This is a genomic window from Mucilaginibacter celer, from assembly GCF_003576455.2.
Classification (GTDB): Bacteria; Bacteroidota; Bacteroidia; order Sphingobacteriales; family Sphingobacteriaceae; genus Mucilaginibacter; species Mucilaginibacter celer.
Window position 1 is genome coordinate 5,893,957 of sequence record NZ_CP032869.1, and the last position, 17,262, is coordinate 5,911,218.

15 protein-coding genes are annotated in these 17,262 nt (G+C 44.5%); 8 read left to right on the plus strand and 7 right to left on the minus strand.

Annotation, left to right across the window (positions count from 1 at the left end):
- Positions 1 to 37 precede the first annotated feature (37 nt).
- From HYN43_RS24435 to HYN43_RS24460, 6 genes are all read left to right on the plus strand, one after another.
- Entirely contained in the window at positions 38 to 1,012 is a 975-nt protein-coding gene (locus HYN43_RS24435; RefSeq protein ID WP_119406516.1) for a lysylphosphatidylglycerol synthase domain-containing protein, read from the plus strand.
- Positions 996 to 2,126, plus strand: coding sequence for a glycosyltransferase family 2 protein (locus tag HYN43_RS24440; RefSeq protein WP_119406517.1), 1,131 nt, complete (start codon positions 996 to 998; stop codon positions 2,124 to 2,126). Before HYN43_RS24435 ends, HYN43_RS24440 begins: the two co-directional genes overlap by 17 nt.
- Positions 2,127 to 2,320: 194 nt before the next feature.
- A complete protein-coding gene (locus tag HYN43_RS24445; RefSeq protein WP_245447011.1) occupies positions 2,321 to 3,529 on the plus strand; it encodes an ABC transporter permease in 1,209 nt (402 codons plus the stop codon).
- Between the two features lie 41 nt (positions 3,530 to 3,570).
- A complete protein-coding gene (locus HYN43_RS24450; RefSeq protein WP_119406518.1) occupies positions 3,571 to 4,809 on the plus strand; it encodes a PP2C family protein-serine/threonine phosphatase in 1,239 nt (412 codons plus the stop codon).
- 75 nt (positions 4,810 to 4,884) lie between these two features.
- Positions 4,885 to 5,481, plus strand: coding sequence for a ribonuclease HII (locus tag HYN43_RS24455; RefSeq protein WP_119406519.1), 597 nt, complete (start codon positions 4,885 to 4,887; stop codon positions 5,479 to 5,481).
- Between the two features lie 58 nt (positions 5,482 to 5,539).
- Complete coding sequence (locus HYN43_RS24460; protein WP_119406520.1) at positions 5,540 to 6,760, plus strand: glycosyltransferase family 4 protein; 1,221 nt, start codon at positions 5,540 to 5,542, stop codon at positions 6,758 to 6,760.
- Between the two features lie 104 nt (positions 6,761 to 6,864).
- On the opposite strand, the gene HYN43_RS24465 is transcribed toward HYN43_RS24460, so the two are convergent.
- The 3 genes from HYN43_RS24465 to HYN43_RS24475 form a co-directional block, all read right to left on the minus strand.
- Entirely contained in the window at positions 6,865 to 7,875 is a 1,011-nt protein-coding gene (locus HYN43_RS24465; RefSeq protein ID WP_119406521.1) for a transglutaminase family protein, read from the minus strand.
- A 96-nt stretch (positions 7,876 to 7,971) separates the two neighbouring features.
- Positions 7,972 to 8,907, minus strand: a complete 936-nt coding sequence (locus HYN43_RS24470) for an alpha-E domain-containing protein (protein WP_119406522.1) — start codon at positions 8,905 to 8,907, stop codon at positions 7,972 to 7,974.
- Positions 8,908 to 9,014: 107 nt separating this feature from the next.
- Positions 9,015 to 10,463 carry a circularly permuted type 2 ATP-grasp protein gene (locus HYN43_RS24475; protein WP_119406523.1) on the minus strand — a complete coding sequence of 483 codons (1,449 nt, stop codon included), beginning with the start codon at positions 10,461 to 10,463 and terminating at the stop codon, positions 9,015 to 9,017.
- A gap of 342 nt (positions 10,464 to 10,805) precedes the next feature.
- Between HYN43_RS24475 and HYN43_RS24480 the strand changes: the two genes are divergently transcribed.
- Positions 10,806 to 11,264, plus strand: coding sequence for a DUF4348 domain-containing protein (locus tag HYN43_RS24480; protein ID WP_162996616.1), 459 nt, complete (start codon positions 10,806 to 10,808; stop codon positions 11,262 to 11,264).
- Here the strand turns inward: HYN43_RS24480 and HYN43_RS24485 are convergent.
- Positions 11,261 to 12,121: an AraC family transcriptional regulator gene (locus tag HYN43_RS24485; RefSeq protein ID WP_119406525.1), complete on the minus strand. Its 861-nt coding sequence runs from the start codon at positions 12,119 to 12,121 to the stop codon at positions 11,261 to 11,263. The two genes, HYN43_RS24480 and HYN43_RS24485, sit on opposite strands and share 4 nt — an antisense overlap.
- Before the next feature lie 97 nt (positions 12,122 to 12,218).
- On the opposite strand from HYN43_RS24485, the gene HYN43_RS24490 reads away from it, so the two are divergent.
- Entirely contained in the window at positions 12,219 to 13,229 is a 1,011-nt protein-coding gene (locus HYN43_RS24490; RefSeq protein WP_205589822.1) for a zinc-dependent alcohol dehydrogenase family protein, read from the plus strand.
- A gap of 282 nt (positions 13,230 to 13,511) precedes the next feature.
- Here HYN43_RS24490 and HYN43_RS24495 read toward each other — a convergent pair whose 3' ends face one another.
- From HYN43_RS24495 to HYN43_RS24505, 3 genes are all read right to left on the minus strand, one after another.
- The gene (locus HYN43_RS24495) at positions 13,512 to 14,297 is read right to left on the minus strand and encodes a succinate dehydrogenase/fumarate reductase iron-sulfur subunit (RefSeq protein ID WP_119406526.1); all 786 of its coding nucleotides are present in this window, start codon (positions 14,295 to 14,297) and stop codon (positions 13,512 to 13,514) included.
- 106 nt (positions 14,298 to 14,403) lie between these two features.
- Positions 14,404 to 16,338, minus strand: a complete 1,935-nt coding sequence (locus HYN43_RS24500; protein ID WP_119406527.1) for a fumarate reductase/succinate dehydrogenase flavoprotein subunit — start codon at positions 16,336 to 16,338, stop codon at positions 14,404 to 14,406.
- 41 nt (positions 16,339 to 16,379) lie between these two features.
- Positions 16,380 to 17,171, minus strand: coding sequence for a succinate dehydrogenase cytochrome b subunit (locus tag HYN43_RS24505; RefSeq protein WP_119406528.1), 792 nt, complete (start codon positions 17,169 to 17,171; stop codon positions 16,380 to 16,382).
- Positions 17,172 to 17,262 lie beyond the last annotated feature (91 nt).

The window sequence follows — 17,262 nt, forward strand, 5'->3', positions numbered from 1 at the left end:
CCCATTTTTTTGTAACATTGCATAAATTTTTACCTGTTTGACAAACTTTAACAAAAAGATCGTTTCCTATCTTTTAAAGGCGGGGATATTGATCGTTGCCGGATGGTTTATTTACCGGCAGTTCAATAAAAAGAATAACGATCTTAAGCAATTTGAATATTTTGCATCGCACATCAGCACAACACATGTGGTTGTAACCATGAGTCTGGTTGTTTTGCTGATGTTTTTAAACTGGTTTCTGGAAGCCCTTAAATGGCGTTATGTAACCAAAACCCTTATTGATATCAGTTTATGGGAGGCCGTTGAGGCCGTTTTTTGCGGGCTTACCTGGGCTGTTACCACACCCAACCGCTTAGGCGAATACGGCGGCCGCGTAATGTTCTTACCGCCACGCAAACGGGTTCCGGGTATATTTGCCATGGGGGTAGGCTCGTTTAGCCAGGGTACGGTAACCAATGTTTTAGGGGTGATTGCCATGGTGTGGTTTGTATTTAACTACATTCACAGCAATACAACGCTGGCCTGGAGCGTAACGGGCGTTTGTACACTTATTGTTGCTATACAGCTGGTGTTTTATTTCCATATTAACTGGGTAGTTAGCTTTTTCGACAGGATACCTTTCATCAAAAAATATCACCGCTTTTTTGAGGTGATGGGTCGCTATCATACCCACGAGCTTATTAAAATTATGGGCTTCAGTATAGCCCGGTATGCTACATTCTCGTTTCAATACTTTTTGGTGTTCAGGATGTTGATACCCACCATGCCGGTTTTTGAAATGCTGATGATATTGATGTTGTTTTTCCTGGTGTCGTCGGCCATACCATCGCTTGATCTTTTTGATATCGGCGTGCGTGGTTTTACGGCATCACACCTGTTTGTTTACATTACCGATCAAAATATTGCTGTTATTGCAGGGGTATCATCAATATGGCTTATTAATTTATTTATTCCTGCTATTTTAGGGTCGTTATTCGTATTAAAACTCAAATTCTTTGATCGCGCTGATTAGTATCATTTCTGTATTTTCCATTAGCTTATATGTGGTTTTACTGATCTATTTACGGATAGGCTGGGCAAAGGCTACGGTAAGGCATGTTCCAGGCCCTTCGTTTAAAACCCGCGTTACCGTGTTAATAGCCGCCCGCAACGAAGAAGCAAACATCGGCAAAACCATCCAGGATCTGCTGGAACAGGATTACCCCAAACACCTGGTTGAGATTATTATAGTCGACGATCACTCGACAGATAGTACCGCCGATATCATCAGGAGTTACGAACCACAAGGCGTAAAATTATTACAGCTTAAACTGGGCGAGGTATTAAACTCCTATAAAAAGAAAGCCATTGCCGAGGCTATTAAACTATCAACAGGCGATTTTTTAATGGCTACCGATGCCGATTGCCGCATGGGTAAATCGTGGATCAGTACGGTGGTTGGTTTTTATGAGCAAAATAATTTGGTGATGATCTCATCGCCGGTTACCTATTTCCAGGAGCAATCGGTATTTGAGCGGATGCAGACGCTTGATTTTTCATCGCTGATAGGCATGGGCGGATCTTTTATTACCCTCGGTTTTGCGGCAACCTGTAACGGGGCCAATTTTGCCTATCGTAAAGATGTGTTTTACGAGGTTGGAGGCTTTTCGGGTATTGATGAACTGGCCTCGGGTGATGATGAGCTGCTGCTGCATAAAGTTGCCCAAAAATATCCTGGCAGGATAGGATTTTTAAAGCACCGTGAAGCTATTGTTTACACCCACGCCAAGCCAAACCTTAAAGAGTTTATGAACCAAAGGCGCAGGTGGGCGTCAAAATCAACCAAATACAAGGATAAGCGCATGGTTGCTTTTGCCCTTAGCGTATGGCTCTGCAATTTTATGCTGTTTTTTACAGCTGTGCTGGGCATTTTTAATCTATACTTCCTGAAGCTTTTTTTTATTACCATCGGCGCCAAATACATTATTGATATGGTATACATGACCCCTATCATGAACTTTTTAAAACGCCGCCAGCTGCTTTGGTACGTAAGCTTTACCTTGCCCGCCAATATCATTTACTTTATCATCATCGGCTTTTTAGGCAAAAACAAAAAATACGCCTGGAAGGGGCGGATGGTTAAGTGAGCTGAAAGCCGAAGGCGGAAAGCTTAAAGCCAAAGACCAAAACTCAAAAACCAGGGCTGAATTAAATAGCTTTAGGCTTTCAGCCTTTAGCTTTAAGCTTTCGGTTTTCTCCTCAAAATAATGTAAAGAAACGCCGCTTAATTGTTAATTGCCGCTATTTAAACGATATTTAGCCTACACATTAACTGTTAAACTTGGCCGAACTTACACCCGCAAAGCGCACCTGGCATATTTTTAGGCGCAATAAAATTGCTATGGCCGGGCTTTTCTTTATTGTCCTTACCCTGTTAGCGGCCATATTGGGTTATGCAATTATGCCCGATGATACGCCGCAGGCCAATAACATGATCATTCAGCTTAGCATTAAAAAGCCAGGCTCAACATATACCATACTCAGGCTGCGCAAAGCCGAGCCGGTAGATACCGTAAACCTTTTTGAAAAGATGCTTTACGGGCAACCCTCATTTTATAAAGAGATACCCATAACAGGCTATCACTTTACCAGTGATGTTATTTATGCCAACGAATACATTGGCGATGAAGATAAACCCGAAAAAAAAACCTACAATATTTTTGAAGCACTAACCGGCCAAAAACCGGTTTACAAAAACGGAGCGGTAACTTATATTGATAACGGAAAAACAATAACCGGTCAGCTTAATGAAAAGCTTTACCGTCAAATAAGAGTGCAGCTTACCCAACAAAACATTTACCGTAAAACCTTTTGGCTGGGTACCGATACTTACGGGCGCGATATGCTAAGCCGCCTGCTGTTGGGTACCCGTGTTTCGCTTGCCGTGGGTTTGATGGCCGTGCTGATAAGCATGCTGCTTGGTGTAACCATAGGCGCTATTGCCGGCTATTTTGGCGGATGGATAGATGCCTGCCTGAGCTGGCTGATGAATATTTTATGGGCGCTGCCTGCCCTGCTGCTGGTTATTGCCATATCATTTGCATTAGGTAAAGGACTTTGGCAGATATTTATTGCGGTGGGCATGTCAATGTGGGTTGAGGTGGCCCGGTTGGTGCGTGGGCAGGTAATGAGCCTGAAACAAGTTGAATACATCGAGGCTGCAAGGGCTTTGGGCTTTAATAACAGGCGCATTATCAGCAAACATATTTTGCCAAATATAACGGGGCCCATCCTGGTTTTGGCTTCGTCAAACTTTGCATCGGCTATATTGCTCGAGGCAGGACTTAGTTTTCTGGGTTTTGGCGCACAGCCCCCAATGCCCACCTGGGGCGGCATGATTAAGGAGCATTATGGCTATATTGTGATGGATTCGGCTTTTTTGGCCGTGGTGCCGGGCCTGGCTATTATGCTGCTGGTGTATGCTTTTAACCTGGTTACGGTTGGCCTGCGCGATGCCTTCGACATAAAATCACAAAGTACTCGTATTTAAAAATTATTTCTTCTATTTTAGTCAGCGGACTAATATAAAAAATGGCGAATATTGGTGATAGCTCCGGCGAAGACGAACTGATCAGGCTACTGCTTAAACGGCAGTCGGAGTTGAATTCATTATTAGAAATTACACGGGCAATTAACAAAAATACGGCTACACCTATTTTGGTGCAAATGCTGGAGGTTATACTGCAAAATTACCTGCAGGTAGGTAAGCTGAGGTTTTTGATTGAAAAAGACGGAAAGTTTGCCTGTATTGCCAAATACGGCGGCGATTTGGAATCGGCCATGGTGCTGAGCCGGGCCTGCCGTAAAATGAATAAGTTTAAAACGCCTATTGCTATATCCGATCATTCCGATCCGGTACTTAAGCGTTATAATTACTTCATCCCCATTTATCATAAAAGCAAAGCCCTCGCCTACGCCCTCATCGGCGATTTCAATACCTCGGGCGATATGCTTAGCAACGATCTGAATTTTATTCAAACGCTGATGAATGTGATTGTGGTGGCGCTTGAAAATAAAAAGCTTTTTCGCGAAAGGCTGCAATCCGAACGTTTTCAGCGCGAAATGGAGCTTGCCGTTGAAGTGCAGAACATGCTTATCCCCCTGCGCGTACACAAAGACGATAGCGTAGAAATTGGCGCGAGGTATCTCCCACATCAAAACATAGGCGGCGATTACTTTGATTTTATCCGCATTAACGAAAACGAGTTTTTGTGGTGTATTGCCGATGTATCGGGCAAGGGAATTTCGGCGGCGCTGCTGATGGCCAACTTCCAGGCCAGTTTGCACGCCTGGGCCGCGGTGGAAGACGACCTTACCAATATTATTGACAGGTTGAATAAAATAGTGCTCAGCAATACCAAGGGCGAACGTTTTATCACCCTGTTCCTGGCCCGCTACAATCAAAAAAAGCGACGGCTTAATTATATTAACGCCGGCCATAACCCAACCATATTATACTCGGAGGGTGGGGCAATCCCCCTTAAACTGGGCACTACGATGATAGGCGTTTTTGAAGAGCTTCCTTTTTTAAATGAGGGAGAGGTTGATGTTGAGCCCGGAAGCCTGATATTTAATTATACCGATGGTTTGATGGACTTTGAATCGCCCAATGCCAAGGTGTGGAACGAGGATAAACTGCTGGATTTTGTGCTGGCCCACGGCGAATTATCTCCCGATAATTTTAACCAGGCGCTGATGGATTACCTCGGTTCGGTACACAAAAGCAAGCCGATTGACGACATTACCTTGCTTACGCTGAAGATTTTTTAACGAAAACGTTTCTACAGCCGGGCACAGTACTAATTAATTTCCACCAACGTTTCACAACAGTATTATATTTGCACAATGTTATCAGCAAGGTACCAGTACGAGTTTTTGGAAGCAGGATGTGATGAAGCGGGAAGAGGATGCCTTGCCGGACCGGTTTTTGCTGCCGCAGTTATTTTACCTCACAATTTTGACCACCACCTGCTCAATGATTCGAAACAGCTTACCGAAGAGGTTAGATACCGGTTACGCACCGAAATTGAGGAAAAAGCCCTTGCCTATGCCGTGGCATCGGTTGATAACATAGAGATTGATGAGATCAATATCCTCAACGCATCCTTTTTAGCGATGCACCGGGCCATCGAAAAACTGCATATCGAACCGCAGTTCCTGATTATCGATGGTAATCGCTTTAAAAAATACCGCAGTACCCCGCACGAATGTATTATTAAAGGCGACGGCAAATACTTCAGTATAGCAGCAGCATCGATACTGGCCAAAACATACCGCGATGATTTTATGACGCAGATTGCAGCCGAGCATCCCGAGTACGATTGGCATACCAACAAGGGCTATCCAACCATAAAGCATCGCGAAACTGTGATGAAAATAGGCTATACGCCCTATCACCGCCGCACGTTCAGGGTAAGCGACCCGCAGTTAAGTATTTTTTAAACCTTGCTTTGAATACCCCCTTAAGGTTGGTATTTTTGTTGAAAACCCAATCCATCGTTTGAAGATCCTTATTTTAACGCATCGTGTTCCATTTCCGCAAAATGGTGGATATGCCATTGTGGTTTGCAATACCATTAAGGGTTTGATAGCCCTTGGGCACGAGGTAGCGTTGGTGGCGTTAAATGGTAAAAGATACTATGGCAGCGCTCAAAATACCGAGGATGAGTTGCTCCAAAAAATCCAGTATACATCATACAATGTAAACATCAGCATCTCTATGTTTGATGCTTTTACCAACCTGTTCAGCAAAAAATCAAACGATGTTGACCGGTATTATGATGCCGAGTTTGAAAAACTGCTGCTGCGCGAACTGAGGCAAACCGCTTATGATGTAATTCAGTTTGAGGGCCTGTTTGTAACCCCGTATTTAACGGCCATTCGCAAGCACAGCCGGGCTAAGCTTATTTACCGGTCGCACAATATTGAACACCAGGTATGGATGCGCCTGGCCCAGCAAAAAAGTGATCTGTTTAAAAAATGGTACCTGCGCCTGCTGGCCCGCCGGGTAAAGGATTATGAGTTGCAGGTACTGAATAAATTTGACGCCATTGCGGTATTTACTGCCGAGGATAAAAAAACGCTGCTCTCCTATGGTATCAATATACCGGTTGAGATTTTTCCGGTGGGTATTGTACTTGATGATTATAAGCCCGATTACAGCAAAACCGAGTTTCCGAGCTTGTTTTTTCTGGGCTCGCTTGATTGGATGCCCAACCGCGAAGGGATTGAATGGTTTATAGAGAATTTTTATAACGACCTAACCGAGGGTGACCTCCGCGTACGTTTTTACGTAGCAGGACATAACATTCCGGATAGCTTTGACGATTACGAGGTACTTGGCAAAATTTTTATCCAGGGCGAGGTTGACGATGCTTCGGAGTTTGTAAACAGTAAGGCCATTATGATAGTGCCGCTGCTATCAAGCGGGGGCATGCGCGTAAAAATTGTTGAAGGCATGGCGATGCAAAAATGCATTATCTCCACCTCGTTAGGGGCCGAAGGGATTGGCTTTACCAACGGCACCAATATCCTGATAGCCAACAACCGCCAGGAATTTTACGATGCTATTGAACGCTGTATAAGCGACGAGGAATTTTGCCGAAACATAGGCATTAACGCCCGTAAACTAATTGAACAGCAACACAACGTAAATGTAATTGCCCCAAAACTGGTAGCATTTTATATGAACCATGATTTGCCTGATGATACAATTTCATGAGCTTTGTTATAGGCCGTAAAGCAAACCAACCGCACTACTGCTAACTGCAAACTATCATCTGCCTATTCATTCTGCCAACTGCAAACCGCCCACTGCAAACTGCCTTACTGTTGCTGTTGTTGCTGCTGTTGCTGCTGTTGCTGCTGTTGCTGCTGTTGCTGCTGTTGCTGCTGTTGAATAACCTCCATATAGCGCTGGTAGCTGTTTCTGGCAAAACCGGTGGCATGTACGGCCGGTGTTTCAGCGGGTTTTTCTTCAAACAAAATGGCGTCGGCGTCGTCAACCAAAACTGATACTTCAAGTTTGTGACCAAATGATCCTTTGTAAACGCCTTTAACCGGCGAGCAATCCGAAAAATTACGGCCTACAGCCAGGCGTACATGCGTTTCATTGGCTACACAGTTGTTTGTTGGGTCAATGCCCAGCCAGCCGTAATCAGGAATGTAAACTTCGGCCCAGGCGTGTGTTGCGCCGGCGCCGCGCATGGCACTGCTATGCGTGCAAATGTAGCCGCTAACATAGCGGGCCGGAATTTTAAGCAGACGCAGCATCACCATTAAAATATGGGCAAAATCCTGGCATACGCCGGCCTTTAGTTTCCAAACTTCATCAAGCGTGGTTTCTACAGTGGTAACACCTTTAATGTACTCGAAGTTTTTATATACCCAGTTGCAAAACTTCAGGGCCACCTGGTAGGGGGTTTCCTGTTTATTGCGTTCGCCTTCAACAAAGGCCTGTAATTCGGGAAGGCCTTCAAAGTATTCCTGTTTCAGGAAATCGATATAAGGCACCATATATTGCAGCCGTTTCAAATCCTCCCAGTGCTGTTCGGGGAAAATATCATTCACCGGTAAAGGCCGTGGCCGGGTAATCACATCAAGCTTTGAATTGATGAGCAGGGTTGTATGCGGCTCGCTGTAAGTAAAGCTGCCAACCTCGTTGCCATAGTAGTCAATATGCGTATCAACAACCGGGTTGCCGGTTATGTGCAGTTCCTGCTTTACCACCTCCTGGTAATCATCCTTTATAGGGAAAAGGATAATCTGGTTGGCACTGTCGCGTACCGGACCTTCGTAAGTGTATTTGGTGATATGTTGAATTTTAAATTCGGGCATTTTGTTAATTGGTTAATTGGGCAATTTGAAGATTTGAAAATGAAAGAATTGCGCTGCATTTTCAAATCTTCAAATCAACACATCTTCAAATTAAATTTATGAGTTGGCAAAATAATGTTGGTTTAACGAGTTGCCTATGCTGTACAATTCGCTCCTGATCTGCGTTAAAAACAGGTGTAATCCTTCGGCCTTAATACTTTTTACCGAGCTGTATTTAATACGGCTTTGCAACCTGCCTATCTGGAACGACATTTCGCGGTAGTCGTCTACATTGCTTTCGTTCTTCAGCCTGTCAAAGTAACGCTGGATATTATTTACCGAATAAATAACAGAGCGCGGGAAATCAACATTTAATACCACCTGTTCAAGTACATTCTCCGATTCGAAGCCTTCGCGATAGGTTTTCAGGTACAACTCATATCCACCTAATGAAAGTAGCAGGTGTTTCCAGTAGGTGGTATCGGTAAGCAAATCGGGGTTTTCGCTGATAGAGCTGAATTTAGTATCCAGGATATCTACCGATTGGATAGCCCGCTCAAGATACTTACCGATATTCATGAACGCCCGGCCTTCGCCGCGTTCCATCGTGATCTCTACGGTGCCATAGTAAAGCATTACCTGTTTTATCAGTACGTCAAGCACACCTATTGGGTCTTCACGCTGCAAGGCACGGTCAAGGCGCGGATCTTTTACGGCATGGTAGTACTCGTTAAGGCATTGCCACAAATCTTTGGTAATGTGCTCCTGCACGCCGCGGGCATTTTCGCGGGCCAGCGTAATGATATTTAATATAGAGTTGGAGTTGCTTTTACCCGTAACCATATATTTTAAAACCGCGCGACTGTCATTTTCCAATGCATCGGCTTCTTCGGCATCCAAACCGGCAAAAATGCGCATCACCGGCTCCCAGGTAAACTCCTGTACCGTATCCTGCGACGATGCGTAATTGATTTTGAGCATCCGCAGCAAACCATCGCTGCGCTCAATGTAACGGCTTAACCAATAAAAACTTGCTGCTACCCTGCTTAACATATTTTTTGTATTTCGGAATTCGGATGTTCGATTTCGGATTTATTTGTCCGCACCCTTTATTTTTTAATTGATTAAAACCTTTTGCCTTTCACCTTTATCCTTTCGCCTCAGGTTAATACCCACGTATCCTTACTTCCGCCGCCCTGCGAGCTGTTAACCACCAACGATCCTTCTTTCAGTGCCACGCGGGTTAAGCCGCCCGGCACTATCTCAATACCATCCGGTCCGTACAGCGCGTAGGGCCTTAAATCAACCCTGCGGGGTTTTAATGAGCCTTGCATGTAACACGGCGCTGCCGATAGGTTAATGGTTGGCTGCGCTATGAAGTTACGCGGATCTTTTAGTATTTCTTTCTTGTATTCTTCAATTTCCTGTTCGCTTGCCGCGTGCCCCATCAGCATGCCGTAGCCACCGCTGCCGTTAGTTTTTTTAACCACCATAGTGTTGAGGTTTTTAAACACATGCTCGCGCTCATCAGGGTTGCCCAGTTGGTGGGTTGGTACGTTTTTGAGTATTGGCTCTTCGTTCAGGTAGTAGCGAATCATATCCGGCACGTAGGCATAAACGGCCTTATCGTCGGCAACGCCGGTCCCGGTGGCGTTTACAATGGCAACATTGCCTTTACGATAAGCGCCCATTAGCCCGGCTACGCCCAGCATACTTTCGGGGTTAAACACCAGCGGATCCAAAAACTCGTCATCCACCCTCCGATAGATCACATCCACCTGCTGCAGGCCGGTGGTGGTTTTCATGTATACCTTATGGTTGTTCACCACCAAATCGCGGCCTTCAACCAATTCAACGCCCATCAACCTGGCCAGCGTGGTATGCTCAAAATAGGCCGAGTTGTAAATGCCTGGTGTGAGCAGCACGATGGTTGGGTTCTGAACCTGCCTTGGCGATAGCGCCAGCAGGTTTTTATATAAGATAGATGGATATTCGGTAACGCTGCGTACGCTGCATTGCGGCAACAGATCGGGGAATAGGCGCTTTGTGATCTCCCTGTTTTCGAGCATATAGCTTACGCCCGATGGGGTGCGCAGGTTGTCTTCCAGTACATAAAAGGTACCGTCATTGTCGCGGATCAGGTCGATACCTGAAATGTGTACATAAATATCATAAGGCACCTGGAGTTGATACATCTCGCGCAAAAAATGCGGACAAGAGTAAATGATATCTATAGGTACAATACCGTCTTTAACAATAAACTGGTTATGGTAAATATCTTTCAGGAAAAGATTGAGCGCTGTGAGGCGCTGTTTAATGCCCCTCTCAACAAAAGCCCATTCGCTCGCCGTAATGATACGGGGGATAATATCGAAAGGAAAAATTTTTTCAATGCCTTCGCCGCTGTTATATACGGTGAAGGTAATGCCCTGGCTCATGAAAAGTCGTTTGGCAAGCTCCTCTTTTTTGTTCAGGTCGTCAGCCGATTCTTTCGAAATGTAATCAATAACCTTGCGATAATGTTCGCGAACATTAGCATCAAGGCCATACATTTCGTCCCAAACGTTGTCAATCGGGCTGTATTTATCAAAATAAGCTGATTCTTCCATGAAAAAATTACAATAGTTTAAAAATTGACAATCAGTTATCTTTAAGAATTGTAATTTATGAAGTGTTTTTGATAAAAAAGCAAATTATTTTGAATTTTTTAAAGGTATTTTAATTAAATTGTTAATTTATGTTGGAATTAACATTGTTAATACGGGGTTAACTTGATGTTAATGGTTGTTTTTAGCCTCAATAAAATAGCTTTTTAAAAAATGATAGAAAGTTTATAAACACGCAAACGCGCTAAGACGGAAAGCAAAAAAGCAACTTATTAAAGTTGATTATTGTTTTTAGTGGAATAACAAATAGTTTTGTAGCCTTATATGTTTATTCTAAACCAGATCATGAAAATTAGCTTTAAAAAGCAATCTCGCTTCCCTGTGCTGTCAATTATGACGTTGATATTGTTTTGTAGTATAAACGCGACGGGTCAAATTAACAAAAGCCTTAAAAGATCAAATAAACCCATTGATAGTAGCATTCCTGAAAACTTTGATCAGTTTCTTAAGAAATTTAATACCGATTCGGGTTTTCAACTTTCAAGAGTTAAATTCCCTTTTAAAATAATAGAGTCGCCCGACGAGGAAGGAAAGCAGGCGCCAGCTCGCTTTGTTCTAAAAAAGGATTGGAAACGAGTTAAACTGATTCAAAAAGGGAATATAATTATACGAAAACAACAGGCCAGTAAAACACCTGTAACTGTACAATTGATGATTGAAGATACCGGGGTATCAGTATACCATTATTTTAAATGTATTAAAGGTGAATGGTGGTTAGTTCAACTGGAAGATGCATCCGATTAACTTTCGTTACTCTGATCACCTTGCCTTGTCTTTCTAAATTCTGATGGATTTACATTCCTGTATTTTTTAAAAATCCTATTCAGGTGGCTTTCATCATTAAAACCAAGCTCGTTGGCTATTTCGGCCATGCGCATGCTGGTATGCAGTAAGCGGTTCTCGATGAGTTTAAGTTTGTAGTTGATGATGTACTGCTGCATGGTTTCGCTGGTATGTTTTTTAAAATACCTGCCGAGGTATGTTTCGGAGATCCCCATTTTATCGGCAATAACATCTGCTTTCAGCTTTTCGGGGAAATAGATATTGGCCTGGATGTATTGCAAAATGTCTAATGTTTTATCCTCGGTGTTTTCATCAACTTCGTCGGGCATGTTCATGGCAACATTGCGTGCCGCTATTACAATAACGGTGTTAATATACTGCTGTAAAAGCGCTTTGCTATATAGTCCGCTTTTTTGTTTTTCATTGATGATGGCCTGCATAATAGGTTTTACAACAGCTTTATCTTCATCTGTTTTTAAAATACAGCCGGGTGCCTGGCCCGCGTTTTTCAACAGGAAATCGAGGTGTTGGGCCATCTCACCTGTGAGCGCGCTGTTTTTAACATAAAGGGGGTTAAAGCGGATAAACAGGAACTGCGTTTCGGTTTGGATCTCGAAGTAATGCGAATCATTAGGCGTAAGCAAAAACAAATGACCGGGTTTATAAGCGAATTTGCTTTTGTTGATGCACTGCTTCCCACTGCCACTTACGATATAGATAAACTCGAAAAAGCTATGCGAATGCTCGCTTCGCGGGCAGGCGGCAAGAGGCTCGCGCAAAACAATCTCGAAGGGCTGGTATAAATTATCTTTTACCATAGTGTAAATGTACAAATGTTACGAGGGATTGTACAAGGCTAAGGGGCATGCCCTTGTATAATTTTGCATTGTAATTAAACAACAAAACACAAACACAATGAAAACTCAAGATACAACAACCATGCAAGCCCTTATAGCTCCCGAAGCAAACGCCTCATTTACATTAAACCAGGTTGAACGCCCCATTGCCGCCGAAGGCCAGGTATTGGTAAGAATTAAAGCCAGCGGTGTAAGCGTACTGGATAATAAAATTAGGACAGGTAAAGGCGGCCACGCCAAACAACCGCTACCGGCTATTTTAGGGATGGATTTTGCAGGCGTTGTTGAAGCCGTTGGCGCTGGTGTTACCCGTTTTAAAGTGGGCGACGAAGTTTACGGCCTTGCCGGTGGCATTGGCGGCTTGCAAGGCACTTATGCCCAATACAGCGCTTTTGATGCTGATCTGTTAGCCGTAAAGCCATCAACGTTAAACATGCGCCAATCGGCGTCAATGCCGCTTAATTTCATCACCGCCTGGGAAGGCTTGGTTGACAGGGCAAAAGTAGAGGCCGGCCAAAAAGTATTGGTACATGGCGGTGCCGGTGGTGTTGGCCATTTAGCCGTGCAAATAGCCAAAGCATATGGTGCCGAGGTATATGCTACAGGCAGCGCCGCCCAGCAACAATATATTGAAAGCATTGGCGCTACATTTATTGATTACCGCGAAAAAACAGTTGATCAGTATGTGAATGAATATACCGGCGGTGAGGGATTTGATATTGTTTATGATACCCTTGGCGGCGCTACCTTAGATGCTTCATTTGCCGCTGCGCGTTTTTATACCGGCCACGTGGTAAGCTGTTTGGGTTGGGGCGAGCATAAACTGGCTCCATTATCTTTCCGTGGTGCTACTTATTCGGGAGTATTTACATTGATGCCGATGATTACCGGTAAAGGCCGGAAACATCATGGCGAGATTATGGAAGACGCTACCAAACTGGCTGAAGCGGGTAAATTGATCCCATTGGTTGATGAACGCAAGTTTACTTTGGCTACCGCTAATGAAGCGCATGAGATATTGGAAAACGGTAAGGCTAATGGTAAATTGGTTATTGATGTGGCCGAATAAGTTTCTTGTAACAGGTGAAACGCCCTAATAGAGCGAAAATGATCCACCACGTCATTGCTGAGCGATAGCGAAGGATCTTCTTCAATAAGAATGGCCGTTATACTGGGCGAAGAAGATGCTTCGTACCTCAGCATGACAAAGGGTCAAATGTCATATTTCTTTCAGAGGCCTCGGCTTTTATTACTCGCAATGACGTGATGGAGAGTGTAGGCAGGGCAAATCTTTAAAACAAAAAACGGCCCGGATAAACCGGGCCGCTATCAATATCTAAACAAAAATCAATTAATGATTTTGTTCGTGGATTTCTTCCTGCCTGAACAGTTTCGCGCTGAAGAAATCGTTGTTCATGCGGGCAATGTTGGTAAGCTTAATTTCTTTAGGGCACTCAGCTTCGCAGGCACCGGTATTGGTACAGCTACCAAAACCTTCTTCGTCCATCTGGGCAACCATTGATTGTACACGACGGTAGCGCTCTGGCTGGCCTTGCGGTAATAAGCCCAACTGGGTAATTTTAGCCGAAACGAACAGCATAGCCGAAGCGTTTTTACAAGCCGCAACACAAGCACCGCAACCAATACAGGTAGCCGAGTTGAAAGCCTCGTCGGCAATAACCTTAGGGATCGGGATAGCGTTACCATCAGGTACACCGCCTGTGTTTACCGATACGTAACCACCGGCTTGTTGGATCCTGTCGAAAGCAGAGCGGTCAACCGCTAAATCTTTTACGATAGGGAAAGCTTCCGCGCGCCATGGTTCGATGGTGATGGTTTCGCCATCATGAAACGTACGCATGTGCAACTGGCAGGTAGTGATACCGCGTTTTGGGCCGTGCGGGTGACCGTTGATATATAACGAACACATACCGCAAATACCTTCGCGGCAGTCGTGATCAAAGTTAATTGGCTCTTCGCCTTTGTGGGTCAGGCTTTCGTTAACCACGTCGAGCATTTCAAGGAACGACATATCAGGCGAAATGCTTTCAGCTTTGTAGCTTACAAATTTACCCGCGGTTTGAGCATTTTTTTGACGCCATACTTTAAGCGTCAGGTTCATATTTCCGTTACTCATCTTTGTTTTAGATTTGAGTTATCGTTGTTTTTTGTTGATTGAGTGAGCGGTTGATTAGGTGAGTGGTCTGTTAATTTAATCAACCATTCACCTAATCAACTATTCACTAAGCGTAATTACGTTGTGATAAATGAACTGCTTCAAATGTCAGCTGTTCTTTATGTAACTCTTCCGGCTGATTTTCGCCTTTAAACTCCCAGGCAGCTACGAACGCGAAGTTTTCGTCGTCACGTAAGGCTTCACCATCGGCAGTTTGCGATTCAACCCTGAAGTGGCCACCGCATGATTCTTTACGCATCAATGCGTCGTCGATCATCAGCTCGCCCAGTTCGATGAAATCGGCTACGCGGCCGGCTCTCTCTAACGAAGCGTTTACTTCTTCGTTCTCGCCGGTTACGATAGCGTTTTTCCAGAAATCTGCTTTCAATGCCTGGATCAAACCTTTTGCTTTTCTTAAACCTTCATCTGTACGGGCCATGCCGCAGTACTCCCACATAATGTGGCCAAGTTCGCGGTGGTACTCGTTGGTAGTTTTAGTGCCTTTAAGCGATAATAATTTATTTACATGCGCAATAACATCCTGTTTGGTTTGCTCAAAAGCAGGGTGGCTGGTATCAACCTTTTTAGGGCCAATTTTAGCAAGGTAATCGCCAAGGGTATAAGGGATCACAAAGTAACCGTCAGACAAACCCTGCATCAACGCCGAAGCACCAAGGCGGTTAGCGCCGTGATCGGAGAAGTTACACTCGCCCAAAGCATATAAACCAGGGATGGTAGTGCTCAGGTTATAATCAACCCAAAGGCCGCCCATGGTATAGTGTACCGCAGGGTAAATACGCATTGGTTGTTTATAAGGGTTCTCGTCGGTGATCTGGATGTACATATCAAACAGGTTACCGTATTTGGCTTTAACGGTTTCTTCGCCTAAACGCTTAATCGCATCCGCAAAGTCAAGGAATACCGCGAAGCCCGAGCCACCCACTCCTTTGCCCTCTTCAACCATTTCTTTAGCGTTACGTGAAGCCACGTCGCGCGGAACAAGGTTACCGAAGGCCGGGTATTTACGCTCTAAGAAGTAATCGCGGTCATCCTCTTTAACCTGGTCGGCTTTCAATGTGCCTTTGCGCAATTGCTCGGCAATTTCAACCGTTTTAGGCGCCCATACCCTACCGTCGTTACGTAACGATTCAGACATTAGCGTAAGCTTCGACTGGTGATCGCCGGTTACCGGGATACAGGTTGGGTGAATTTGAGTATAGCAAGGGTTACCGAAGAAAGCACCACGTTTGTGTGCCCTCCAGGCTGCCGTTACGTTAGATCCTATCGCGTTTGTTGACAGGTAGAACACGTTGCTGTATCCACCGGTACATAATAATACCGCATGGCCTGCATGTGTATCGATAGCGCCGGTAAGCATGTTACGGGTAACAATACCTTTGGCATGGCCATCAATAGTTACCACATCTAACATCTCATGGCGGGTGTACATTTTCACTTTACCGGCATGGATTTGGCGGTTAAGCGCAGAGTAAGCACCTAATAATAATTGTTGTCCCGTTTGTCCCCTCGCGTAGAAAGTACGCGATACCTGCGAACCACCGAATGAACGGTTATCCAGCAAGCCGCCGTATTCGCGGGCAAATGGCACACCTTGTGCAACGCACTGGTCGATGATATTTACCGAAACCTGGGCCAAACGGTAAACGTTGGCTTCGCGGGCGCGGTAATCGCCACCTTTAATCGTATCGTAAAATAAACGGAAAACGCTGTCGCCGTCATTCTGGTAATTTTTAGCGGCATTGATACCACCCTGCGCAGCGATAGAATGTGCACGGCGTGGGCTATCCTGAAAACAAAACGCCTTAACATTGTAACCCAACTCGGCTAAAGTGGCAGCCGCCGAAGCTCCGGCCAAACCAGTACCTACAACAATGATGTCGTATTTACGCTTATTGGCGGGGTTAACCAGCTTCAGATCAAATTTATGCTTGCTCCATTTTTCGGCTAATGGGCCTTGAGGAATTTTAGCATCTAATGTCATCTCTTATTGATATTTATGTTTGTGGCTTTTGGCCAGCTAACTTAGTGAGCTCCCTGGGTTGATAAAAAGTAATAATATACCGGCATGGCAGCAAAAGCCAGCGGAATAATAACCGCGAACAGCCATGTGCCAATAAAATAAACTACCGGGGTATATTTACGGTGTACCCAGCCCAGCGTGCGGAACGCGCTCTGGAAACCATGCAGCAAGTGGAATGCCACAGCGCCCATAGCTATTACGTAAAATATAACGTAAATAAGGTTGCTGAAGCTTTCGGATACGCGTGCGTGCAAATCTTTCACCCTTACAATTTCAACATTGTTTTCGGTTGATACCGAGTGGCTGAAATCGGCACTTACCGGTTTGTATTCAGCATCGGTTGTTACGCCGGTAGCCAGATCGGTACGGTACTCTTTAAAGCCCATGTTTTTATCGTTATGGTAACGGAACCAAAAATCGCCCATGTGGATAACGATGAAAAGGAACATGATAGAACCTAAAAGGCCCATGTTTTTTGACGACCATGAGGCATCAGACTTTGCCGCTACGGCGTAACGCACCGGGCGGGCTTTACGGTTTTTGACAGTCAGGATCAAACCGTATAGTGCATGCACTAAAATGGAAAGGTACAACAAGTATGCTATCACTTCAATAGGCGGAAAATGCGTAAGGAAGTTGGCATACACGTTAAAACTGAAACCGTTATCGTTTTTAAACAACAGCAGGTTGCCGCCCACATGCACAATTAAAAATGTGCACAGAAACAAGCCTGTTAAAGCCATGATAAGCTTTTTGCCCAGCGACGAGTTTAAGGTTTGTTTGAATTCGCTCATTATGAATTTTGATTTATTAGGCAAAAGTATTTATTAAATAACAAAACATAGAAGAGGTTTTGGCTTATTGAAGGCCAAAAATCTATTTAGA

What these genes read in the sequence shown, in the direction of transcription:
- HYN43_RS24450 (WP_119406518.1), top strand. Translation starts at nt 3,571, where the DNA reads ATGGCGAATATTGGTGATAGCTCCGGCGAAGACGAACTGATCAGGCTA.
- HYN43_RS24455 (WP_119406519.1), top strand. Translation starts at nt 4,885, where the DNA reads ATGTTATCAGCAAGGTACCAGTACGAGTTTTTGGAAGCAGGATGTGAT.
- HYN43_RS24465 (WP_119406521.1), bottom strand. Translation starts at nt 7,875, where the DNA reads ATGCCCGAATTTAAAATTCAACATATCACCAAATACACTTACGAAGGT.
- HYN43_RS24470 (WP_119406522.1), bottom strand. Translation starts at nt 8,907, where the DNA reads ATGTTAAGCAGGGTAGCAGCAAGTTTTTATTGGTTAAGCCGTTACATT.
- HYN43_RS24475 (WP_119406523.1), bottom strand. Translation starts at nt 10,463, where the DNA reads ATGGAAGAATCAGCTTATTTTGATAAATACAGCCCGATTGACAACGTT.
- HYN43_RS24480 (WP_162996616.1), top strand. Translation starts at nt 10,806, where the DNA reads ATGAAAATTAGCTTTAAAAAGCAATCTCGCTTCCCTGTGCTGTCAATT.
- HYN43_RS24485 (WP_119406525.1), bottom strand. Translation starts at nt 12,121, where the DNA reads ATGGTAAAAGATAATTTATACCAGCCCTTCGAGATTGTTTTGCGCGAG.
- HYN43_RS24490 (WP_205589822.1), top strand. Translation starts at nt 12,219, where the DNA reads ATGAAAACTCAAGATACAACAACCATGCAAGCCCTTATAGCTCCCGAA.
- HYN43_RS24495 (WP_119406526.1), bottom strand. Translation starts at nt 14,297, where the DNA reads ATGAGTAACGGAAATATGAACCTGACGCTTAAAGTATGGCGTCAAAAA.
- HYN43_RS24500 (WP_119406527.1), bottom strand. Translation starts at nt 16,338, where the DNA reads ATGACATTAGATGCTAAAATTCCTCAAGGCCCATTAGCCGAAAAATGG.
- HYN43_RS24505 (WP_119406528.1), bottom strand. Translation starts at nt 17,171, where the DNA reads ATGAGCGAATTCAAACAAACCTTAAACTCGTCGCTGGGCAAAAAGCTT.